Annotated in this window: 19 protein-coding genes; 3 read left to right on the plus strand and 16 right to left on the minus strand. The window is 36.0% G+C overall.

All coding sequences use genetic code 11. The features are described from left to right. Positions 1 to 14 precede the first annotated feature (14 nt). Complete coding sequence (add, locus tag ISP08_RS11060; protein ID WP_195718665.1) at positions 15 to 992, minus strand: adenosine deaminase; 978 nt, start codon at positions 990 to 992, stop codon at positions 15 to 17. Positions 993 to 1,198: 206 nt separating this feature from the next. On the opposite strand from add, the gene ISP08_RS11065 reads away from it, so the two are divergent. Beyond that, positions 1,199 to 2,050 carry an NAD-dependent epimerase/dehydratase family protein gene (locus ISP08_RS11065; protein ID WP_195718666.1) on the plus strand — a complete coding sequence of 284 codons (852 nt, stop codon included), beginning with the start codon at positions 1,199 to 1,201 and terminating at the stop codon, positions 2,048 to 2,050. A 57-nt stretch (positions 2,051 to 2,107) separates the two neighbouring features. Here ISP08_RS11065 and ISP08_RS11070 read toward each other — a convergent pair whose 3' ends face one another. From ISP08_RS11070 to ISP08_RS11090, 5 genes are all read right to left on the minus strand, one after another. Further along, a complete protein-coding gene (locus tag ISP08_RS11070) occupies positions 2,108 to 3,064 on the minus strand; it encodes an ornithine cyclodeaminase family protein (RefSeq protein ID WP_195718667.1) in 957 nt (318 codons plus the stop codon). Between the two features lie 84 nt (positions 3,065 to 3,148). After that, on the minus strand, positions 3,149 to 3,796 hold the full coding sequence (locus tag ISP08_RS11075) for a 3-oxoacid CoA-transferase subunit B (protein ID WP_195718668.1): 648 nt from the start codon (positions 3,794 to 3,796) through the stop codon (positions 3,149 to 3,151). Next, on the minus strand, positions 3,789 to 4,493 hold the full coding sequence (locus ISP08_RS11080; RefSeq protein WP_195718669.1) for a CoA transferase subunit A: 705 nt from the start codon (positions 4,491 to 4,493) through the stop codon (positions 3,789 to 3,791). The genes ISP08_RS11075 and ISP08_RS11080 overlap by 8 nt, the downstream gene beginning before the upstream one ends. A 179-nt stretch (positions 4,494 to 4,672) precedes the next feature. Further along, on the minus strand, positions 4,673 to 5,176 hold the full coding sequence (locus ISP08_RS11085; protein ID WP_048792375.1) for a GNAT family N-acetyltransferase: 504 nt from the start codon (positions 5,174 to 5,176) through the stop codon (positions 4,673 to 4,675). A gap of 4 nt (positions 5,177 to 5,180) precedes the next feature. After that, entirely contained in the window at positions 5,181 to 5,759 is a 579-nt protein-coding gene (locus tag ISP08_RS11090) for a GNAT family N-acetyltransferase (protein ID WP_195718670.1), read from the minus strand. 211 nt (positions 5,760 to 5,970) lie between these two features. On the opposite strand from ISP08_RS11090, the gene ISP08_RS11095 reads away from it, so the two are divergent. Further along, positions 5,971 to 6,414 (plus strand): hypothetical protein, encoded by a 444-nt coding sequence (locus tag ISP08_RS11095; protein ID WP_048792373.1) that lies wholly within the window; start codon positions 5,971 to 5,973, stop codon positions 6,412 to 6,414. Between the two features lie 37 nt (positions 6,415 to 6,451). Here ISP08_RS11095 and ISP08_RS11100 read toward each other — a convergent pair whose 3' ends face one another. Together ISP08_RS11100 and ISP08_RS11105 are read right to left on the minus strand one after the other, a co-directional pair. Further along, complete coding sequence (locus ISP08_RS11100; protein WP_195718671.1) at positions 6,452 to 6,943, minus strand: AAA family ATPase; 492 nt, start codon at positions 6,941 to 6,943, stop codon at positions 6,452 to 6,454. A gap of 113 nt (positions 6,944 to 7,056) precedes the next feature. Next, complete coding sequence (locus ISP08_RS11105) at positions 7,057 to 8,244, minus strand: glycine C-acetyltransferase (RefSeq protein ID WP_195718672.1); 1,188 nt, start codon at positions 8,242 to 8,244, stop codon at positions 7,057 to 7,059. 166 nt (positions 8,245 to 8,410) lie between these two features. On the opposite strand from ISP08_RS11105, the gene ISP08_RS11110 reads away from it, so the two are divergent. Further along, positions 8,411 to 9,586 (plus strand): M20 family metallopeptidase, encoded by a 1,176-nt coding sequence (locus ISP08_RS11110; RefSeq protein ID WP_195718673.1) that lies wholly within the window; start codon positions 8,411 to 8,413, stop codon positions 9,584 to 9,586. Positions 9,587 to 9,775: 189 nt separating this feature from the next. Here the strand turns inward: ISP08_RS11110 and tuf are convergent, their stop codons facing one another. The 8 genes from tuf to ISP08_RS11150 all read right to left on the minus strand — a co-directional run bounded on the left by tuf (position 9,776) and on the right by ISP08_RS11150 (position 22,977). Then, complete coding sequence (tuf, locus tag ISP08_RS11115; protein ID WP_048792370.1) at positions 9,776 to 10,963, minus strand: elongation factor Tu; 1,188 nt, start codon at positions 10,961 to 10,963, stop codon at positions 9,776 to 9,778. A gap of 213 nt (positions 10,964 to 11,176) precedes the next feature. Beyond that, entirely contained in the window at positions 11,177 to 13,267 is a 2,091-nt protein-coding gene (fusA, locus tag ISP08_RS11120) for an elongation factor G (protein ID WP_048792369.1), read from the minus strand. A gap of 119 nt (positions 13,268 to 13,386) precedes the next feature. Next, on the minus strand, positions 13,387 to 13,857 hold the full coding sequence (rpsG, locus tag ISP08_RS11125) for a 30S ribosomal protein S7 (protein ID WP_048792368.1): 471 nt from the start codon (positions 13,855 to 13,857) through the stop codon (positions 13,387 to 13,389). Positions 13,858 to 13,917: 60 nt separating this feature from the next. After that, complete coding sequence (gene rpsL / locus ISP08_RS11130; RefSeq protein ID WP_048792367.1) at positions 13,918 to 14,331, minus strand: 30S ribosomal protein S12; 414 nt, start codon at positions 14,329 to 14,331, stop codon at positions 13,918 to 13,920. 94 nt (positions 14,332 to 14,425) lie between these two features. Next, positions 14,426 to 14,680, minus strand: a complete 255-nt coding sequence (locus tag ISP08_RS11135) for a ribosomal L7Ae/L30e/S12e/Gadd45 family protein (protein ID WP_048792366.1) — start codon at positions 14,678 to 14,680, stop codon at positions 14,426 to 14,428. 137 nt (positions 14,681 to 14,817) lie between these two features. Beyond that, entirely contained in the window at positions 14,818 to 18,414 is a 3,597-nt protein-coding gene (gene rpoC / locus ISP08_RS11140; protein ID WP_161800950.1) for a DNA-directed RNA polymerase subunit beta', read from the minus strand. Between the two features lie 198 nt (positions 18,415 to 18,612). Continuing rightward, a complete protein-coding gene (gene rpoB / locus ISP08_RS11145; RefSeq protein WP_048792364.1) occupies positions 18,613 to 22,164 on the minus strand; it encodes a DNA-directed RNA polymerase subunit beta in 3,552 nt (1,183 codons plus the stop codon). A 192-nt stretch (positions 22,165 to 22,356) separates the two neighbouring features. Next, positions 22,357 to 22,977, minus strand: a complete 621-nt coding sequence (locus ISP08_RS11150) for a class I SAM-dependent methyltransferase (RefSeq protein ID WP_195718674.1) — start codon at positions 22,975 to 22,977, stop codon at positions 22,357 to 22,359. Positions 22,978 to 23,124 lie beyond the last annotated feature (147 nt).

Consider the following 23,124-nt stretch of genomic DNA (forward strand, 5'->3'; position numbering starts at 1 on the left):
ATAGTATTTTATTATTATTTCATCTTTTGTAGTAATTCTTCTTGTTCATTTGGTGATAAAAATGTATGTTTTACAGCATGTTTATTGATGTTCTCTATATCTTTCATCGTCAGTTGTTGTGATTCAAGTAATAAGTCGTACTCTGCCAACAATGTTGTTTGCGTCACTGTTCTATTATCCGTATTTATTAGAAAAGGAATACCATGTGAAACTAAATAAGGTATGTTCAACTCCCTAACGTCTTTAATAGCTTGAGTTTGTATATTACTATTTGGACAGATTTCTAATAACACCTGTTGCGTTTTTACTTCTGCTAATACTTGTGCGTCATTATTAATCGCAACGCCATGGCCAATACGTTTTGCCCCTAATTTAATCGATTGTACAACGTTATGAATGCAACCACATTCACCAGCATGAAGGGTTAGATTTAAGCCTTTCTCAACACCATATTGTGCTGCTTCTTGAATTTTTTCTGGTGGAAAAGCTGCCTCAGGGCCAGCAAAATCTATACCAGCAATATGTGTACTATCACCTTGAAGCACATGGTTAAATAAATCTTTGTTAACTGCATGACTATGTTGACGCATAGCACATACTAAAATATTAATCTTTATATCATATTGGGACATTGCTTGTTTAGCGCCTTCAACAACGGCTTGAATCGTCTCATCTATACTTAAACCTTTTTCCATATGGAATAAAGGCGCAAATCTAATTTCAATATACTTAACATTATCTTCAACCGCTTGTGCCGCGACATCAACGACAGAGCGTTGTAAACTATCGGCAGTTTGTAATACTTTTTGTATTTCATCAAAACAACGTAAATATTGTTCCAAGTTTTCACAATTTTGATCAACATAAAGATTGTGCTCATTTAAAGAAATACTTTGTTCCAGAGCTAGTTGTTTAAGTAAATCTATACTTACTGATCCATCTAAATGGCAATGTAATTCTATTTTCGGGATAGTATATAATTGTTGTTCCATTCTTTACTCCTTGTTTCTTTAATAATTATGTGCGCTTTTTATTTTGAATATAACATTTAATATTATACATCATATAGTTATTTATCATATAATACTATAGTAATTTAAGTTAATTTTTCTAACTAAAACGTTTTAAGATTAACGCATTGGATATATTTCAAATACGAATCTTAGTTATACAATTTAAAATGGAAGGTGTTTTTAACATGACAAAAATTTTTGTAGCAGGTGCCACAGGTCTCATTGGTACTAAATTAACAAAACGCTTATTAGAAGAAGGATATGAGGTTGCTGGTTTAACACGTTCCCAACAAGGTAAAGCTAAATTAGAAGACCAAGGCGTTACTGGTTTTATAGGTGACGTATTAAAAGCAGATACAGTTGAGTCTGCTATTGCTAGTTATAAACCGGACATTATTATTAACGAGATTACTGACTTAAAACAAGCCGATATGTCAGCTAATACACGTGTTAGAATAGAAGGCACAAAAAATATAGTAACGGCAGCACTAAATAACGACGTGCAACATATTCAGTCACAAAGCATTGCTTTTGTTTATGAAGGTGGTCAAGGTTTAGCGACTGAAGAAACGCCTCTTGATTATCAATCGACTGGCGAAAGAAAAGTAACTGTAGATGGTGTAGAAGCATTAGAACAAGAAACTGCACGTATTCCACATCATATTATTTTACGTTACGGTTTACTTTATGGTCCCGAAACTTGGTTTGGTAAGGATGGTATGATATATAACCAATTTATCGATGGTTCTGTATCAATGTCTAATGGTATCCAATCATTTATTCATATTGACGATGCTGTGGAGACAGCAATTCAAGCCTTATCATTTGAACCAGGTATATATAATGTCACTGATGATAACCCTGTAGACGGAGAAGCATGGGCTAAATGGTATGCACAATTATTAAATGTTAATCCAACACTAAATATTGAACCAGCCGCTGATCATGAGCGTGGCGCGAGCAACCAAAAATTTAGACAACAAGGTGGAAAGTTATTATACGCTGATTGGCAAGAAGGCATGAACCCTATTAAATAAAATGTTCCACATAAAAAGTGTAATTACGATTTTATTCTTCGTAATTACACTTTTTTATTAGTTATCTGATTTAAGCAATTTTTGATAAAAATAATTAGCTACGACGATATCTACAATAGCTAGTCCTACCGATTTAAAAACAGTTATTTCCTCATCTTTCAATCTACCTTCAAGCCTACCTGCTACGATATTGCCTAATTCTCCGTATAAATCACTCGCTTTAAAGACACCTTCTTCAATAGGATTTATTAAGTCCCCCGTCTCTTCTAACGCCGTATCACTTGATTCAACAACGACTTTGTCTGCTTGTTGTAAGGCGACTGATGGTAATTCTTGCATATCTGGCTTAAAAGAACCTACCGCATTGATATGTACACCGTTTGTTAATGCATTTTGAAATACTGGTGATGTAGCATTTGTAGCAGTTACAATGATATCAGCATTATGCATCGCATCTTCAACATCTTTAAATACTTTTACAGTTATATCGTATTGCGCTGCTAGTTTATCAGCAAAAGTGACTGCTTTATCATAAGTCCGATTGAATAGTTGTATATGCGTAATATTTCTCACTGCAAGAACCGCTTCGACTAAACCTTCAGCTTGTTCACCCGTACCAATGACACACAACGTTTTGGCATTTTGTTGCGCAAGATATTTTGTAGCTACACCAGAAATTGCACCTGTACGTATTTTAGTTAGATATGCGCCTTCTAAGACTGCCAACGATTCACCTGTATCATAATCTGACAAAATAACTGAACCTACGATGGTATTTTTCCCTTGTTGCGGATTATTAGGTGCAAATGTTACTGTTTTTAGCCCTACTATCCCTAACTTGTCCGACAATGCCGGCATCACTAAATATTTATTGTCCTCATTAAATGGTAATACATGGCGTAGAGGGTTTTCAGTTTGTCCTTCAGAATAGGCTTGCAATGCTTCTTCAACTGCTTCGACAACTTCTGCCATATCTAGTAAGTCAGCTTGCTGCTGTTCACTTATAAATCGCACTATAAAACAAACCTCCTATGTATCAATATAAAGCGTTTAAAATTTTACATCTTTATCAAAGCATAGTGACTGTATTTTTATAAATTATGCTAAATGGTTCTCAAAGTCTGCATCGGTATATTTTTCTACATCTTCAAGCGTTGTACCTTCTTGAAGTTCGACCAATTTCATAACACCTTTTTCAAAATGGAATACAGCTAAATCAGTAATCAGCGTGTGCACTACTTCACTTCCTGTTAAAGGTAACTCACACACTTTCTTAATCTTTGATTCGCCGTGTTTATTCATATGATCCATAATCACAACAACTTTTTGAGCACCAACGACTAAATCCATAGCGCCTCCCATACCTTTAACTAACTTTCCTGGAATCATGTAATTAGCTAAATCTCCTTTTTGGGATACTTCCATGCCTCCTAAAATTGCTAAATCAATATGTCCACCTCTAATCATGGCAAACGATTCAGCGTTGTCGAAATAAGAAGCACCTTTAGCAGCAGTTACTGTTTCTTTACCAGCATTGATTAAATCTGGGTCTACTTCCGCTTCAGTTGGATATGGACCAATTCCAAGCAAACCATTTTCAGATTGAAAATAAACATTTTCAACGTGGTCATTAATTTCATTAGCTACTAAAGTCGGCATGCCAATGCCTAAATTAATAACCATATTACTTTTTATTTCTTGAGCTGCTCGTTGTATAATCTTTGTCCTTTGTGTCGCTTTATCCATGATTAGCCTCCTTAACTGTTCGTTTTTCAATTCGTTTATCGTAATTTTGTCCTAAATAAATATAATCGACATAAACACCCGATAAATGAACATCATCAGGATCAATTTTACCAATGTCTACGATTTCCTCGACTTCAACAACAGTTATTTTAGCAGCCATCGCGCATAACGGATTAAAGTTATGTGCTGTTTTATTAAATACTAAATTACCAAATGTATCCGCCTTTGCCGCTTTAACAATGCCATAGTCACCTTTAATTGCGCGTTCCATTAAATAATTTTCGCCATCAAACTCACGTGTTTCTTTTCCTTCTGCAATGCGTGTGCCGACTCCCGTCTTAGTATAAAACGCCGGAATGCCTGCACCGCCAGCCCGTAACTTTTCAGCTAATGTGCCTTGCGGTGTTAATTCTACTTCTAACTCGCCATTAATTAATTGGCGTTCAAAAATTTTATTTTCTCCTACATATGAGCTTATCATTTTATCAATTTGTTGATGTTCTAACAGTCTACCAAGCCCAAAATCGTCTACACCACAGTTGTTACTTACTACCGTTAAACCTTTTGTTCCTTTATGACGAATAGCTTCAATAGCATACTCAGGTATACCACATAGTCCAAATCCACCCGCTAACACGGTCATCCCATCTTTTAAATCATCGAATGCCTCATTGATGTCTTGAATAACCTTTGACATGCAATCCCTCTTTCTATTTCATAATTTATTTAAATGTCATTATACTTTAAAAAATAAGCAAAGTCTTTTAATTTTGATTACGCTTTCAACGTATACTTATTATAGGTTGATGAAAAGTTTTTCGTAAAAAAAGCTTAACGCATAAATAGAATGCGTTAAGCTCATATTACTGATTAAGTCTAGGCGATTTCTATCATAAATCTACGTGTGATTGTCCCATCATCATGTTGATATGATTCAATTTCTTCGCCACCATTATTTAAAATTACAGTCGCCGATGCTTTATTATCATCATCACAAGTAATTAATGCTTCTTGAACACCGATTCTGGATAAGTAATCTAATGACTTTTTAAGGATTTTTGTGCCATATCCTTGTTGACGATATTTTTTACGCACGCCATAACCTATATGGCCACCATGTTTTTTCAGTGCGTCGTTTAAATTGTGACGTATATTTGCAGCGCCAATGATTTCTTCGCCAATTAAAAATAGTGTGGTATTATCAACCTTTTGATCGTGTGACTTATTATCTTCTAATTTATGCACTAAGTCTTCAAAATCGTTATACTTAGCAATGTTAGTAACAGTTGGAACTATCTGTTCATCATTATCTAGCCATTCTTCCATATAGTTACAGTACAGCTCTTCATCGCCCATCGTTAATTCTCTAAATTCTGCCATTTCATTACGCCTCCTCGTTCAAGTCATTATTATGTGTATTTATATAGTAGACATAGTTGTCAGTCCATTTCCCATCTTCATAAATAAAACCTTCACGTAAACATTCAAACTTAAAACCTACTTTTTCTAATAAATTTATAGACGGTTCATTATCAATGTTAACGTGTGCTTCGATTCTATGAAATTTCAACGTTTCATAAGCTTGAAAGACTAATTCTGCTACAGCTTCATAACAATAGCCATTTCTCCAATACTGATTATGCATAAAATAACCAATTTCAGCCCATTGAAAATTATCTCTACTCAACGTTTTTATATCTAACATTCCTAAGTGATTATTATTACGGTCAAAAACACCCCAAATATACAAGTCATCTTGTTCAACAGATTTCGTTTGGCGTTCTACCAAGTCATGAAACCAGCCAACCGTGGCATCAGACATATCTATTTGACCTTTATCATGCTTATATTGTGCTGGTAGTCTATCTTTAAAACCTTTTAACCAAGCTTCATAGTCATTTTTAGCTAACGGTCTAATGATAAGACGCGGCGTAGTAAAATGCAACCGTGACAATTCATCCATATATGATCCCCTTAAAAGACATTATTTATAGTATATATTAGGTTGAATATAGCACATAAATCACCATCATGTCAGTAGTAAATGTAAGTGATTACAATTTTTATCACTTGGGTATATTAAATAATAAAGATGTTGCAATTCACGACAAGACATAAACAATTGTAGCTTATTTAGCAACGACTATTAAGCAACAATTTAGGGGGCAATAACGATGAATAAAAATCTATCTAAAATTCTCTTCACTTTCTTTGGCATTTTAGCGTGGTTAGCAACAATGATTATATTTATCTTACCGACTCTAACACCATATCAACACTATATTGAAAGACAGAGTGGTGTTTCTGAAGGCTGGATTGTAGTATTACTTGTCTTAATCACATTATTCTATATCGGTATTCTTATACTTGATATATTCAACACTTTCGCCACACAAGTGTTACAATTCGTCTTATTATCACTTGTAGTTATATGTTCATTACCATCAATAACTGCATTTATCATCGTGTCATTTGTTGTCGACATTAGTATTATAGAAGTGTTCATTCCAATAGTATTGGTAATTTTAACTATTTTACTGCATATACTTTGGTGTGCAATACCATTTATGCAAACAAAAGCTGAACGTGAGCACAAAGAAACAAATGATAACCATTAAAGCGATAAAAGCTTAGGCTGTAAATTATAAATACGGCTTAAGCTTTTTTTAATTCTCTTATTATCTTTGCTAAAATTTTTTCTTGATTCATAAATTCATTTAACATTTTTTCTTGAGGGTTGCCTAAATAATCATGTGCCACAAACCAAGATCTCATCTTTTCCTCTCCAAAATCAGTGTCTCCTTTAGTGTTGTGTCGACATACAGTTTCTTCAAAAGGTAAATCAAAATAGTAAATATGTGCATTGACTTCGGGTAAAGAAATTAATGATTGTAGCATATTATTATATTTTTGTTTGTTGAATATACCTTCTATAATGACATATTTACAATGTTTTATGCCATATAGTGCAATTTGTTGGATAAGTGATATAGCTAAATTGCCCGGGCGATCATGCACTTGCAACATTTCTCGCCTTACAACATCTTGTGAAAGCAATAACGCATCTTCGCCTAGTTCATTATGTAATGCCCTTGCAATTGTGGTTTTACCACTACCAGAATTGCCTCTTATTATAATTAAATCCATTTCAACACCTCACAATATATAAAAATAGTCGAGACATTAAGTAGTGCTTAGAAACTATGTTAAGTTTCTTGCTGTTACTTATATCTCGACTATAATTTCTTAAAAATGAATGCTTAAATAATATCTAATTCTTTACCAACTTTTTCAAATGCTGCAATTGCATCATCTAACATTGCTTTTGTATGTGCTGCAGTAGGCATATTTCTCACTCTACCAGTGCCTCTTGGAACTGTTGGGAAGACGATTGATTTAACGTATACGCCTTCTTCTTTAAGACGATTACTAAATTCTTGTGTCTTTTTCTCGTCACCAATAATAACAGGTGTGATTGGTGATTCTGATTGACCGATGTCAAAACCAAGTTTTTGTAAGTTTTCTTTTAAATAATTACCATTTTCCCATAATTTATCATGTAATTCTGTAGAAGACATTAATTTTTTCACAGCTTCAGTGATGGCTTTAGTGTCTCCAGGTGCCAATGAAGTTGAAAATAAGAATGGTCTTGATTGTACTTTTAACCAATCGATTAGTGATTGTGTACCAGCAACGTAACCACCTACAACACCGATGGCTTTAGATAAAGTACCAATTTGGAAATCAATTTTATCTTGTAAACCAAAATGTTTAACTGTACCTGCACCGTTACCCATAACGCCTGATCCATGTGCGTCATCTACATATGTTAATAGACCAAATTCTTCAGCGATTTCTACGATTTCAGGTAACTTTGCAACGTCTCCATCCATACTAAATACGCCATCAGTAATATACATTACTTTGTTATATTGGCCTGATTCTACAGCTTCTTTGGCTTTCGCACGTAAATCTTCCATATCTGAGTGGTTTACACGAATGATTTTTGCACGTGATAAACGACAACCATCAATAATAGACGCGTGGTTTAATTCATCAGATAAAATTGCATCATTTTTATTCATTACAGCAGAAATAGCTGCCATATTACAATTAAATCCTGATTGATATGCGATTGCTGCTTCTGTACCTTTAAATTTAGCTAATGTTTCTTCTAGTTCATCATGTAAGTCTAATGTACCGTTAATTGAACGTACAGCACCTGCACCTACACCATGTGTATCTATTGCATTTTTTGCTGCTTCTTTTAAATCTTCGTCTGTTGCTAGTCCTAAATAGTTATTTGAAGATAAATTGATATAATTTTTGCCGTTGATTTTAATTTCAGGGCCGTTTGCACCTTCAATTGTATCAATTTCATTATAAAGTCCATTATCTTTCAAATAGTTAATATTTTCTGATAAAAAGTCAGTAAGTGATTGTACCACTTTAAATCCCCCTTTGAGTTATCTATCTACTATGACAATAATACCTTATTTTCACTTAATATAAAAGCACTAACACGTTTGTCTCAAAGTTAAATAATGAACGTGTACCGCCTACTATATATCGTGTTATAATGTAGTTAAATTGCACTAGGAAGAAGGGCTTACGTTGTTTGATTGGTATCAACTTGCGAATAAAAAAGAAGATAAAATGATTCAAATTCGTAGATATTTACATCAATATCCTGAATTATCATTTGAAGAACTACATACACATGAATTTATCGTAAATCAATTAAAACAATGGTCATGCGATATTACTGAACCTGTTGGTCGTAACGGGATTGTAGCAAAATTTAACGGTACTGGTGACGGTCCAACCATCGCACTACGTGCAGATTTTGATGCACTTCCTGTCGAAGAACTTACTACACATGACTTTAAATCGAAAAATGATGGTGTGATGCATGCTTGTGGCCACGATGGGCACACAGCTATTTTATTAGCAGTCGCAGAAATAATAAACGACAATCTTGAATATTTAAACGGTAATGTCGTACTTATTTTCCAATACGGAGAAGAAATGATGCCTGGTGGCTCTCAGGAAATGATTGATGATGGTTGCCTTAAAGGTGTAGATAGAGTATATGGTAATCATTTATGGAGTGGTTATCCAACAGGCAAAATCTACTCCAGAGAAGGTGCGATGATGGCATCACCAGATGAATTCAGCATAAAAATTCAAGGTCAAGGCGGTCACGGCGCAAAACCACACGAAACGATAGACCCTGTCGTAGTATTGGCAGAATTTATTCTAAGCGCACAAAAAATTGTTTCTCGTACAATAGATCCTGTCAAACAAGCTGTCGTCAGTTTCGGTATGATTCAAGCTGGTAGTATAGACAACGTCATTCCAGATGCTGCATATTGTAAAGGCACTGTACGTACGTTCGATACCGAAGTACAACAACACGTTATAGACAAAATGGAAAAACTATTAGCAGGATTAGCCGTAGCGAATGATATAAGATATACTTTAGATTATGTACGCGGCTATTTACCGTTGCATAATAACCCTAAATCCTATAACACAATTAAGACGGCTGCTAATGATTTAAACTTTAGATTTAACGATTCAGAACTCATGATGATAGGTGAAGATTTTTCACACTATTTAAAAGTACGCCCTGGGGCATTCTTTTTAACAGGTTGTGGCAACCCACAAAAAAATATAACTGCGTCGCATCATAGTCCTTACTTTGATATAGATGAATCATCATTAAAATATGCAGTAAGTACATTTCTTAGAATTTTAGAATTAGAACAAGTTATCAAAAAATCATAAATAAATTATTAACATAAACGCAAAAAGACGCTTTCTATTAAATGACAATAGAAAGCGTCTTTTTTATAAATAGCAAAGCTAGCAACATGGATAAATTATCGCACTTATGACCGACAGAACAAATCAATATATAATAAAAAAAGCCTCCATAAAGGAGGCTTTAAACATAGTTTTAGAAACTACAGTTTATTATTTTTCGATTTGAGTAACAACGCCTGATCCTACAGTACGGCCACCTTCACGAATTGAGAAACGAGTACCGTCTTCGATAGCGATTGGTGAAATTAATTCAACGTCCATTTCAACGTTGTCACCAGGCATAACCATTTCAGTACCTTCTGGTAAAGTAACAACACCTGTTACGTCAGTAGTACGGAAATAGAATTGTGGGCGGTAGTTACTGAAGAATGGAGTATGACGTCCACCTTCGTCTTTTGATAATACATAAACTTCAGCTTTGAATTTAGTGTGTGGTGTAATTGAACCAGGAGCAGCTAAAACTTGACCACGTTGGATGTCTTCACGTGCAACACCACGTAATAAAGCACCAATGTTGTCACCAGCTTCAGCGTAGTCTAATAATTTACGGAACATTTCTACACCAGTAACTGTTGTTTTGCTTGATTCTTCTTGCATACCGATGATTTCAACTTCTTCACCGACTTTGATTTGACCACGTTCAACACGGCCTGTAGCAACAGTACCACGACCAGTGATTGAGAATACGTCCTCAACTGGCATCATGAATGGTTTATCAGAGTCACGTTCTGGAGTTGGGATGAAGTCATCAACTGCTTGCATTAAGTCTAAGATTTTTTGTTCGTATTCTGCGTCGCCTTCAAGCGCTTTTAATGCAGAACCAGCGATTACAGGAATGTCGTCGCCAGGGAAGTCGTATTCGCTTAATAAGTCACGAACTTCCATTTCAACTAATTCTAATAATTCTTCGTCGTCAACCATGTCAACTTTGTTTAAGAATACAACTAATGCTGGAACACCAACGTTACGTGATAATAAGATGTGTTCACGAGTTTGTGGCATTGGACCGTCAGCAGCAGATACTACTAAGATACCGCCGTCCATTTGAGCAGCACCAGTGATCATGTTTTTAACATAGTCAGCGTGTCCTGGGCAGTCAACGTGAGCATAGTGACGTTTGTCAGTTTGATATTCAATGTGAGCAGTATTAATTGTAATACCACGTTCTTTTTCTTCTGGAGCGTTGTCAATCATGTCGTATGATTGTGCTACAGTGTCACCATTTTTTGCTAATACAGTTGCGATAGCAGCTGTTAAAGTTGTTTTACCATGGTCAACGTGACCGATAGTACCAATATTGGCATGTTCTTTTGAGCGATCGAATTTTTCTTTAGCCATTATAAAATCTCTCCTATTCTCTTAAAAAATTAATTTAATAATTTATCTCTCATGACAGTTTCTCACCATCATGAGAAGATGGTTTGCAATTTACATAAAGGAACATAGTTCCTTTATAATGCATTTAGTTCAAAAAATCAATTATAACAATTGCTAAGTTAAAATAAACTCTTAGTGTATTTTATCGACTTTAGTCAATCAATACAAGTTTAATTAGTCAGCTTTGTTACCACTGTTTTTCTTGATGATTTCATCAGAAATAGATTTAGGAACTTCTGCATAGTGGTCAAAGTACATAGTGTAAGTACCGCGACCTTGAGTGTTAGAACGTAATGAAGTTGCATAACCGAACATTTCTGAAAGTGGTACATAAGCATTAACAACTTGTGCATTACCACGAGGTTCCATACCATCAACACGTCCACGACGAGCTGTTACGTCACCCATGATATCGCCCATGTATTCTTCAGGCATTTCGATTGTAACTTTTGTAATAGGTTCTAAGATAACTGGATCACATTTTTTAGCAGCTTCTTTAAGTGCTAATGATGCAGCAATTTTGAAGGCCATTTCTGATGAATCGACATCATGGTATGAACCATCAAATAATTTAGCTTTAACATCGATTAATGGATAACCAGCTAATACACCGTTTTCCATTGCGTCTTTAAGACCAGCTTCAACTGATGGAATGTATTCACGAGGAACTACACCACCAACGATAGCATTTTCAAATTCAAATCCGCCGCCAGTTTCGTTTGGAGTGAATTCGATTTGAACGTCACCGTATTGTCCACGACCACCTGATTGACGCGCGAATTTACCTTGAACTTGAGCAGATTGCTTAAATGTTTCACGGTAAGAAACCATTGGCGCACCTACGTTACATTCAACGTTAAATTCTTTTTTCATACGGTCAACTAAGATGTCTAAGTGAAGCTCACCCATACCACCGATGATAACTTGTCCAGTTTCTTCATCTGTATGTGCATGGAATGTTGGGTCTTCTTCTTGCAATTTAACTAAAGCTTGAGTCATTTTATCTTGGTCAGCTTTAGATTTTGGTTCAACTGATAAGTGGATAACAGGCTCTGGGAATACCATTGATTCCAAGATAATGTCATTTTTCTCACCACATAAAGTATCACCAGTACCTGTATCTTTAAGACCTACCGCAGCTGCGATATCTCCAGAGTATACAGTGTTTAACTCTTGACGTGAGTTAGCGTGCATTTGTAATAAACGACCTACACGTTCACGTTTGTTTTTAGTAGAGTTTTTAACGTATGAACCAGATGTTAATGTACCTGAGTAAACACGGAAGAATGTTAATTTACCAACATAAGGGTCAGTCATAACCTTGAATGCTAATGCAGCAAATTCTGCACTGTCATCTGGTTTTGCAATAACTTCTTCGTCTGGGTTTTCAGCACGGTGACCAACAATTGGTTTTACGTCTAAAGGTGATGGTAGGTAGTCAATTACAGCGTTAAGCATTAATTGAACACCTTTGTTTTTGAATGCTGTACCAACAAGTACTGGGTAGAATTCTACGTCAGTAGTTGCTTGACGGATAGCAGCTTTCAATTCATCTACAGAGATTTCTTCATCTCCAAGATATTTTTCCATCAATTCATCGTTTGTTTCAGCAACGGCTTCAATTAGGTTAGCACGCGCTTCTTCAGCTCTGTCTTGATGGTCTGCAGGAATTTCGATTTCTTCAATCTCAGTTCCTAAGTCGTTGTTATATTTGAAACATTTCATTTCAACAAGATCGATGATAGCTTCGAACTCATCTTCCGCACCAATTGGTAATTGGATTGGTTGAGCGTTAGCTTGTAAACGATCGTGAATAGTACTTACTGAATAATCAAAGTTAGCACCTAATTTATCCATTTTGTTAACAAATACAATACGAGGTACACCGTATGTTGTTGCCTGACGCCAAACTGTTTCAGTTTGAGGTTCAACACCTGATTGAGCGTCAAGTACAGTTACAGCACCATCAAGTACACGTAATGAACGTTCAACTTCAACAGTGAAGTCTACGTGTCCAGGAGTGTCGATAATGTTTACACGGTGGTCATTCCATTGTGCAGTTGTAGCTGCTGATGTAATTGTGATACCGCGGTCTTGCTCTTGCTCCATCCAGTCCATTTGTGAAGCACCTTCGTGAGTTTCACCAATTTTGTGGATTCGGCCAGTATAGTAAAGAATACGTTCAGTCGTAGTTGTTTTACCAGCGTCGATATGAGCCATGATACCGATATTACGAGTTTTTTCTAAAGTAAAATCTCTAGCCATGTATTTTTCTCCTTCCAGTATTACTGTGAATAAATACTATAAATACGGCAATGCCCTAAGTACGAACCTTAGATAGTAAACTATCAACTCGAAAAGTACTCAGGGTAAAAACTACCATCTTACCAACGATAGTGAGCAAATGCTTTGTTTGCTTCAGCCATTTTGTGAGTGTCTTCACGTTTCTTAACTGCGCCACCTGAATTGTTAGCTGCATCTAAGATTTCGTTAGCTAAACGCTCTTCCATAGTTTTTTCACCACGAAGACGAGCGTAGTTAACTAACCAACGTAAACCTAAAGTAGTACGACGTTCTGGACGTACTTCTACAGGTACTTGATAGTTTGAACCACCAACACGACGAGCTTTAACTTCTAAAACTGGCATAATATTTTCGATAGCTTCTTCGAATACTTCTAATGCATCTCTACCACTACGTTCTTGTACTAGTTCGAATGCAGAATAAAGAATTCCTTGAGCTGTTCCACGTTTACCATCTAACATGATTTTGTTAATCAATTTCGTAACTAATTTTGAGTTATGAATTGGATCTGGTAATACGTCTCTTTTTGGGACTGATCCTTTACGAGGCATAATGTAAGTCCTCCCTTCCTATATAATAATGATATTTATAAAGCTAAGTTAATTTTAAAATTAGTTTTTAGGTTTTTTAGTACCGTATAATGAACGACCTTGTCTACGTCCATCAACACCTGAAGTATCAAGCGCACCACGTACGATGTGATAACGCACACCAGGTAAGTCTTTTACACGACCACCACGTACAAGTACAACACTGTGTTCTTGTAAGTTATGACCTATACCAGGGATATACGCGTTAATTTCGATGTTGTTTGATAAACGAACACGAGCATATTTACGTAAAGCTGAGTTAGGTTTTTTAGGTGTCATAGTGCCGACACGTGTACAAACACCACGTTTTTGTGGAGAGTTTAAATCAGTAAATTTTTTCTTTTTACTGTTGAAACCTCTATTTAAAGCTGGTGAATCTGATTGTTTGCTTTTGCTTTGTCTTGGCTTACGTACCAATTGGTTAATAGTTGGCATGTGAATGTCCTCCTCTCTTGAATTTTAATCCCACACATCCAGGTGGTTCATTTTCAGAGTAAATAAAATTTAGTAAGAAAAATTCTTACTAATCTCATTTCAATAATGCCACAATAGCAGCATTAACATTAATACCTACATACTCTCCAAGTGCTTTTTTGCTACTAAAAAAAGTAATAGGCATTGCTTGTAGATTGATTTGGCTTAACACGCGGGTAAGTAAATAAACTTCTACGTCTTGAGCAATAATCAATGATGTCACTTGATCTTTACGTAACGCTTTGAGCGTCTGTTTAAGACCAATAACATAGTGTTGTTTGTTAAAGCGTGCAACTTTTTCATTAGACATTAAATATCCTCCAAAGTTCTGCTTGCATCAACCTTAATAATAATAACATCGATATTATACATAGTCAACTTTAAATTAAGCTATAAAATCAAAAAAACAAGTGACCGAAATAGCTTTCGGCCACTGTTTATTTGACCTTATGATTCAGTAAATTCGATCGATTCTTCTACCTCTTGTTCTGGTGCTGCTTTATCGTATTCAACGTCTCTGTAACGTCTCATACCAGTACCAGCAGGAATAAGTTTACCGATGATTACATTTTCTTTAAGGCCTAGTAAGTTATCACGTTTACCTTTAATTGCAGCATCAGTAAGTACACGCGTAGTTTCTTGGAATGAAGCTGCTGATAAGAAGCTTTCAGTTTCAAGAGAAGCTTTCGTAATACCTAATAATACTGGTTTAGCTGTCGCTGGACGTTTACGTTCTTTAAACGCTTCACGGTTAGCGTCAGTAAAGTTGTGAATATCTACTAATGAACCAGGTAATAGTTTAGTGTCACCTGCTTCAATGATACGTACTTTACGTAACATTTGTCTTACCATAACTTCAACGTGTTTATCATCGATTTCAACACCTTGCATACGGTAAACTTTTTGTACTTCTTTTAATAGGTAACTTTCAGTAGCATTTAAGCCGGCAACTGATAAGTAACTCTTAGGTTCGATTGAACCTTCAGTTAATACTTCGCCACGTTCTACGCTTTGGCCAATTTCTACTTTAAGTCTTGAAGTACCTGAAGCAAGATATGATCTAACTTCATTACTACCTTTAATCACAATTTCTTGTTGACGGTCTTTAGCTAATTTAATATCTTCTACGACACCTTCGATTTCTGTTATAACCGCTTGTCCTTTAGGATTACGCGCTTCAAAAATCTCTTGGATACGAGGAAGACCTTGAGTGATATCGCTTCCTGCTACACCACCGGTATGGAATGTACGCATTGTAAGCTGTGTACCAGGTTCACCGATTGATTGGGCAGCAATTGTACCAACAGCTTCACCAACTTCAACTTTTTCACCTGTAGCAAGGTTTTTACCGTAACATTTTTCACATACACCATGTCTAGTGTTACATGTAAATGCTGAACGGATGTACATTTGCTCGATACCTACATCAGTAATTTGTTTAGCTATATCTGGTGTGATAAGTTCATCTGGACGAATAATAATTTCGTCTGTTTCTGGATGACGAATTGTTTCTTTAGAGTAACGTCCTTCGATACGTTCGATAAATGGTTCGATCATTTCAGTACCTTCTCGGATATCTGAAACAAGTAAACCACGGTCAGTTCCACAATCTTCTTCACGTACGATAACATCTTGTGCAACATCAACAAGACGACGAGTAAGGTAACCTGAATCGGCAGTTTTAAGTGCTGTATCGGCAAGACCTTTACGCGCACCGTGAGTAGAGATGAAGTACTCTAATACTGTTAAACCTTCACGGAATGATGATGTGATTGGTAATTCAATGATCTTACCAGAAGGCGCAGCCATAAGTCCACGCATACCAGCTAACTGTGTAAAGTTAGATGCGTTACCACGGGCACCAGAGTCACTCATCATGAAGATTGGGTTAGTTTTTTCTAATGATTGCATTAACTCGCCTTGAATTTGGTCTTTTGCGTCAGTCCAAATTTCAACGACTCTGTTATAACGCTCATCTTCAGTAATTAAACCACGGTTAAATTGTTTAGTTACTCTTTCAACTAATTCATCGTGTTCATCTAAGATATCTTTCTTATCTGGTAATACAACGATGTCAGATACACCAACAGTGATACCAGCTTTAGAAGAGAATTTGAAACCTAAATCTTTCATTCTATCAAGCATCATAGATGTGTCAGTGATGCTGAAGCGATTGAACACTTCTGCAATGACATTACCTAAGAATTTTTTGTTGAATGGTTCGATAAGGTCTTTATCTTCAAAGTATTCCGCTAATCCGCCTTCGCCTAGCTCAGTTGCAGATACGAAATATTTATCAGGTGTTTTATCTTCTAAGTTTGCTTGGCTTGGTTCATTAATATATGCAAATGAATCTGGAATGATTTCATTGAATATTACTTTACCAACAGAAGTAGTTAAAATTTTGTTATTTTGTTCTTCTGTAAATGTTGGGTTGTTAAATGAACGTGCATGTACACCAATACGAGTGTGTAGGTGAACATAGCCATTTGCGTATGCTTTTAACACTTCGTTTGTATCATTATAAATAGTACCAGTATTTACAGCATCTTTACGCTCTAATGTTAAGTAGTAGTTACCTAATACCATATCCTGTGATGGCGTAACAACTGGTTTACCATCTTTAGGGTTTAAGATATTTTGTGCTGCTAACATTAACATACGTGCTTCAGCTTGAGCTTCTTTTGATAAAGGTACGTGAACAGCCATTTGGTCACCATCAAAGTCAGCGTTATAAGCTGTAGTAACAAGTGGGTGTAAACGGATTGCACGACCTTCAACAAGTGTAGGTTCAAATGCTTGAATACCTAATCTGTGAAGCGTTGGCGCACGGTTAAGTAATACTGGATGTTCAACGATAACGTCTTCTAATACATCCCATACTTCATCGTCCATACGTTCGATTTTACTCTTCGCATTTTTGATGTTCGTAGCAATCTCACGCTGTACAAGTTCTTTCATGATAAATGGTTTGAATAGTTCTAACGCCATTTCTTTTGGTAGACCACATTGGTACATTTTCAAGCTTGGGCCTACTGCAATAACCGAACGACCTGAATAGTCAACACGTTTACCAAGTAAGTTTTGACGGAAACGACCTTGTTTACCTTTCAACATATGAGAAAGTGATTTTAGAGGACGGTTTCCTGGTCCAGTTACTGGACGACCACGACGACCATTATCGATTAATGCGTCTACAGCTTCTTGTAACATACGTTTTTCGTTTTGAACGATGATACCAGGTGCACCTAAATCTAATAAACGTTTTAAACGATTATTACGGTTAATAACACGACGATATAAATCGTTTAAATCACTTGTAGCAAAACGTCCACCATCTAATTGAACCATTGGTCTGATTTCAGGTGGGATAATTGGAAGTACATCTAAAATCATCCAAGCTGGATTATTACCAGAATGTCTGAATGACTCAACTACTTCTAATCGTTTAATTGCACGAGTTAGTCTTTGGCCAGTTGCTGACTCTAATTCATCACGCAATTGTTTAAGCTCTTCGTCTAAGTCGATTTCTTCTAATAATTCTTTAATACCTTCGGCACCCATTTTGGCATTAAATTGCCCAGGGAATTTATCATAGTATTCTCTGAATTCAGCTTCAGATAATAAAGTTTTCTTCTCTAATCCAGTTGGACCTGGATCAACAAGTACATAAGATGCGAAGTAAATTACTTCTTCTAAAGCTCTAGGAGACATATCTAATAATAGTCCCATACGACTTGGAATACCTTTAAAGTACCAAATGTGAGAAACAGGTGCAGCTAGTTCAATATGACCCATTCTTTCACGACGTACTTTAGATTTAGTTACTTCAACACCACATCTGTCACAAACCATGCCTTTATAACGGACACGCTTGTATTTACCACAACTACATTCCCAGTCTTTAGTAGGTCCAAATATTCTTTCACAGAAAAGACCATCTTTTTCTGGTTTTAACGTACGATAGTTAATTGTTTCTGGCTTTTTAACTTCCCCAAATGACCATGAACGGATTTTTTCAGGTGAAGCAAGTCCTATTTTCATATAATGGAAATTATTTACATCAATCAAGGAGCCTACCTCCTTCAATTTAGATTACTGTGCAAATTGATTGATTAGCTTATATCGATCAATAGTGTGCAAGTGAGATAAAGGCAACCATTAAATAGCGCTATTTAAGATAAGTACTATTAATGGATTGCCTCATTGCTCAATTGCATCGCTATTAAAACTTAAATGCAATTAGTCAGTGATTTCTTTTTGAGATTCTGGCGCATCTTTCTGTTGTAAATCAACTTTGCGCTCTGCAGCATCTTCATCTTCGTTATCATGCATGTCAATTTCATTATCATGTTCATCCATAATCTTAACGTCTAATCCTAAACTTTGTAATTCTTTCATCAATACGCGGAATGATTCAGGAACACTTGGTTTAGTGATATTTTCACCTTTAACGATTGATTCGTAAGTTTTAACACGACCAACTGTATCGTCAGATTTATAAGTTAAGATTTCTTGTAACGTATAAGCAGCACCGTAAGCTTCAAGTGCCCATACTTCCATTTCACCGAAACGTTGTCCACCAAATTGAGCTTTACCGCCAAGTGGTTGTTGCGTTACAAGTGAATATGGTCCAGTTGAACGCGCATGTAACTTGTCATCAACCATGTGAGCAAGTTTAAGCATGTACATTACACCAACTGAAATACGGTTGTCGAATGGTTCACCAGTACGACCATCATAAAGTACAGTTTTACCATCTCTAGCCATGCCTGCTTCTTCAATCGTAGACCAAACATCTTCATCGTTAGCACCATCAAATACTGGTGATGCAACATGAATGCCTAGATTTTTAGCAGCCATACCTAAGTGTAGTTCAAGTACTTGTCCGATGTTCATACGTGATGGTACACCTAATGGGTTTAACATGATGTCAATTGGCGTACCGTCCGGTAAATAAGGCATGTCCTCTTCAGGAACTATTTTAGAAATTACACCTTTGTTACCGTGACGACCACACATTTTGTCACCAACATGAATTTTACGTTTTTGAACAATATATACACGTACTAATTGGTTTACGCCTGGAGATAAAGTATCGTCTCCTTCTTCACGGTTAAATACTTTAACATCAAGTACGATACCGCCTGCACCATGAGGTACACGTAATGAAGTATCACGAACTTCTCTTGCTTTTTCACCAAAGATTGCGTGTAATAGACGTTCTTCAGCAGTCAATTCAGTTACACCTTTAGGCGTTACTTTACCTACTAAGATGTCACCATCATTAACTTCAGCTCCAACGTAAACAATGCCTCGATCATCTAAGTTTTTCAATGCACTATCAGAAACATTAGGAATATCTCTTGTGATTTCTTCAGGCCCTAATTTAGTGTCACGCGCTTCAGATTCGTATTCTTCAATATGAATAGAAGTATATACGTCATCTTTAACAAGGCGTTCACTCATAATTACAGCATCTTCATAGTTATAACCGTCCCAAGTCATGAAACCAACAACGACATTACGACCTAATGCCATTTCGCCTAGTTCCATAGAAGGTCCATCTGCTAAGATTTCGCCTTTAGTTACAACATTACCTGCTGCAACGATTGGTCTTTGGTTGTAACAAGTACCAGTGTTAGAACGTTTGAATTTAGATAATGGATAGCGATCTAATTCGCCTTCGTATTCTTTGCCGTCTTCTTCAATTAAGCGACGTACTAAAATTTCATTAGATTCAACGTGCTCAACGCGACCTTTGTGCTTAGCGATAATTGCAGCACCAGAGTCACGAGCGGCAACGTGTTCCATACCAGTACCAACGAATGGTGATTCAGGGTTCATCAATGGTACTGCTTGACGTTGCATGTTCGCACCCATTAAGGCACGGTTAGAGTCATCGTTTTCTAAGAAAGGAATACATGCTGTCGCAGCTGAAACTACTTGTTTTGGTGATACGTCCATGTAGTCCATTTTTTCTTTCGCCATCACAGTGTTGTTACCACGGAAACGACAAACTACTTCATCGTCTAAGAAACGACCATTTTCATCTAATTTAGAGTTCGCTTGTGCTACCACATAGCTATCTTCTTCATCAGCTGTTAAATAGTCAATTTGTTCTGTGATTGAGTTAGTCTCTAAGTCAACTTTACGGTATGGTGTTTCGATAAAGCCAAATTCATTAACACGTGCATAACTTGATAATGAGTTGATAAGTCCAATGTTTGGACCCTCTGGCGTTTCGATTGGACACATACGACCATAGTGTGAATAGTGAACGTCACGTACTTCCATTTGAGCACGTTCACGAGTTAAACCACCAGGTCCAAGCGCAGATAGACGACGTTTATGCGTCAACTCAGCTAATGGGTTAGCTTGGTCCATGAATTGTGATAATTGAGAGCTTCCAAAGAATTCTTTAATAGAAGCAATAACAGGACGAATATTGATTAATTGTTGTGGTGTGATTGAGTCAGTGTCTTGAATAGACATTCTTTCTCTTACAACACGTTCCATTCTTGATAAACCAATACGGAATTGGTTTTGTAACAATTCACCTACTGAACGTAGACGACGGTTACCTAAATGGTCAATATCATCAGTGAAACCAATGCCACTTAATAAATTAAAGAAGTAAGACATTGAAGCAATGATGTCTGCTGGTGTTATACATTTAACCTCTGAATCAGGGAATGCATTACCAATTACTGTCGTTTTACGTCCTTCTTCATCGTTAGGAACATAAACTTTAATAGATTGGATTTCAACAGGTTCATCAATTACAGTGCCTTCTAATTCATAAACTTCGCTGTTTGCATTAGATTCTAAAACATCCATGATTTCATCAATTTTACGACGGTCTAAAACAGTGCCTTCTTCAGCTACTATTTCACCAGTCTCAGCATTAACGATTGGTTCAGCTAATTTTTGATTGAATAAACGATGTTTTAAATGTAATTTTTTGTTTGCTTTATAACGACCTACACTTGCTAAATCATAACGTTTCGGATCGAAGAAACGAGAGTATAATAAGCTTTTCGCATTTTCTACTGTAGGCGGCTCGCCAGGACGTAAACGTTCATAAATTTCTAATAAAGCTTGATCGGTATTTTCTGTACCATCTTTTTCTAGTGTGTTACGTAAATATTCATTATCGCCAAGTAAATCAATGATTTCTTGGTCTGTTGAGAAACCTAACGCTCTTAAAAGAACTGTTAAAGGTAATTTTCTTGTTCTGTCAATACGCACGTACACAACGTCTTTTGCATCTGTTTCATATTCTAACCATGCACCACGGTTTGGAATAATTGTTGCATCATAGTTTGTACGACCATTTTTATCTAATTTTTCATTGAAATAAACGGATGGTGAACGAACTAATTGAGATACGATAACACGTTCAGCACCATTAATTACGAAAGTACCTGTGTCTGTCATTAATGGGAAATCACCCATAAATACTTCTTGTTCTTTCACTTCGCCAGTTTCTTTAATGATTAAACGAACTTTGACGCGTAGTGGTGCCGCATAAGTTGTATCACGGTTTTTTGATTCTTCTAAATCGTATTTCGGTTCACCAAGTCTATAATCAACAAACTCTAATGATAGATTTCCAGTGAAATCTTCAATTGGTGAAATGTCGCGGAACATTTCTAGTAATCCTTCTTCTAAAAACCATTCATATGATTTAGTTTGGATTTCGATTAAGTTCGGTAATTCTAATACCTCTGAAATTCTAGCGTAGTTTCTACGTTTACGATGTCTTCCATATTGGACAAATTGACCTGCCAAACAGATTCACCCCTCAAAAATTGTGTGTTTACTTTCAACAAATAACTCAATATAATAAGACAAAAAGAAAACGGTAGCACTCCTTATGACACCATTTTCGATTTACTATATTTACAATTTGCATTGTTGTATGATTGATAAAAGTACACACTTATTGAACATAAATTTTTACATTCTATAACTATATCAGAATTACATTTCGAAATCAACCTTCACACTTTTCAAAATGTAATATCCTTTACTTTTGTCAATGACTTCAACGTTACTAAATGTTTCTTCCATTTTTTTCTTTGCAGATGGCATACCTTGCTTCTTTTGAATAACAACATACAGCGATCCATCAGCTTTTAATTTGCTATAAGCATCTTCTAATATTCCAGCCACTACTTGTTTCCCAGCTCTAATTGGTGGATTAGTGACAATTGCATCATAATTGTTATCGACTGTTTGCGTTAAACCATCGCTTTTTAATATTTCTGCATTATCAATATTATTAATTTTTTTGTTCTTTTTAGCTAAAGCTAACGCACGTTCATTAACATCTACCATAGTAATTTCGTGATGTGGCGCACACTTAGCAATCATTAAACCAATCGGACCGTAACCACACCCTACATCGACTATTTTCTTTCTAAGGCCTGGAGGGTTAGACTTTAAAAAAGTTCTGATTAATAAATCCGAACCAAAATCGATCTTCCCTTTGGAAAACACACCACTATCGGTAGTTAATTTTAAGTTGTGTTGATCATAGGAGTATGTAAATGTTATTTCATCACTTTCAATTTCAGGATTTTCATCATAATAATGACTCATGACTTCACCTCTTAATTATTCATTGTTACATGAATTATATAATATCTTACGTCGCTTGACTCTTAGAAATAACTATATTTATACAAAAAAGATAAAACCCCGTTATATGTATAACGGGGTTTTCACTTCTCAAAATCTTAGACTGCA

It is taken from the genome of Staphylococcus lloydii (genome assembly GCF_015775975.1).
Taxonomy (GTDB): domain Bacteria; phylum Bacillota; class Bacilli; order Staphylococcales; family Staphylococcaceae; genus Staphylococcus; species Staphylococcus lloydii.

What these genes read in the sequence shown, in the direction of transcription:
- add (WP_195718665.1), bottom strand. Translation starts at nt 992, where the DNA reads ATGGAACAACAATTATATACTATCCCGAAAATAGAATTACATTGCCAT.
- ISP08_RS11065 (WP_195718666.1), top strand. Translation starts at nt 1,199, where the DNA reads ATGACAAAAATTTTTGTAGCAGGTGCCACAGGTCTCATTGGTACTAAA.
- ISP08_RS11075 (WP_195718668.1), bottom strand. Translation starts at nt 3,796, where the DNA reads ATGGATAAAGCGACACAAAGGACAAAGATTATACAACGAGCAGCTCAA.
- ISP08_RS11080 (WP_195718669.1), bottom strand. Translation starts at nt 4,493, where the DNA reads ATGTCAAAGGTTATTCAAGACATCAATGAGGCATTCGATGATTTAAAA.
- ISP08_RS11085 (WP_048792375.1), bottom strand. Translation starts at nt 5,176, where the DNA reads ATGGCAGAATTTAGAGAATTAACGATGGGCGATGAAGAGCTGTACTGT.
- ISP08_RS11090 (WP_195718670.1), bottom strand. Translation starts at nt 5,759, where the DNA reads ATGGATGAATTGTCACGGTTGCATTTTACTACGCCGCGTCTTATCATT.
- ISP08_RS11095 (WP_048792373.1), top strand. Translation starts at nt 5,971, where the DNA reads ATGAATAAAAATCTATCTAAAATTCTCTTCACTTTCTTTGGCATTTTA.
- ISP08_RS11100 (WP_195718671.1), bottom strand. Translation starts at nt 6,943, where the DNA reads ATGGATTTAATTATAATAAGAGGCAATTCTGGTAGTGGTAAAACCACA.
- tuf (WP_048792370.1), bottom strand. Translation starts at nt 10,963, where the DNA reads ATGGCTAAAGAAAAATTCGATCGCTCAAAAGAACATGCCAATATTGGT.
- fusA (WP_048792369.1), bottom strand. Translation starts at nt 13,267, where the DNA reads ATGGCTAGAGATTTTACTTTAGAAAAAACTCGTAATATCGGTATCATG.
- rpsG (WP_048792368.1), bottom strand. Translation starts at nt 13,857, where the DNA reads ATGCCTCGTAAAGGATCAGTCCCAAAAAGAGACGTATTACCAGATCCA.
- rpsL (WP_048792367.1), bottom strand. Translation starts at nt 14,331, where the DNA reads ATGCCAACTATTAACCAATTGGTACGTAAGCCAAGACAAAGCAAAAGC.
- ISP08_RS11135 (WP_048792366.1), bottom strand. Translation starts at nt 14,680, where the DNA reads ATGTCTAATGAAAAAGTTGCACGCTTTAACAAACAACACTATGTTATT.
- rpoC (WP_161800950.1), bottom strand. Translation starts at nt 18,414, where the DNA reads ATGAAAATAGGACTTGCTTCACCTGAAAAAATCCGTTCATGGTCATTT.
- ISP08_RS11150 (WP_195718674.1), bottom strand. Translation starts at nt 22,977, where the DNA reads ATGAGTCATTATTATGATGAAAATCCTGAAATTGAAAGTGATGAAATA.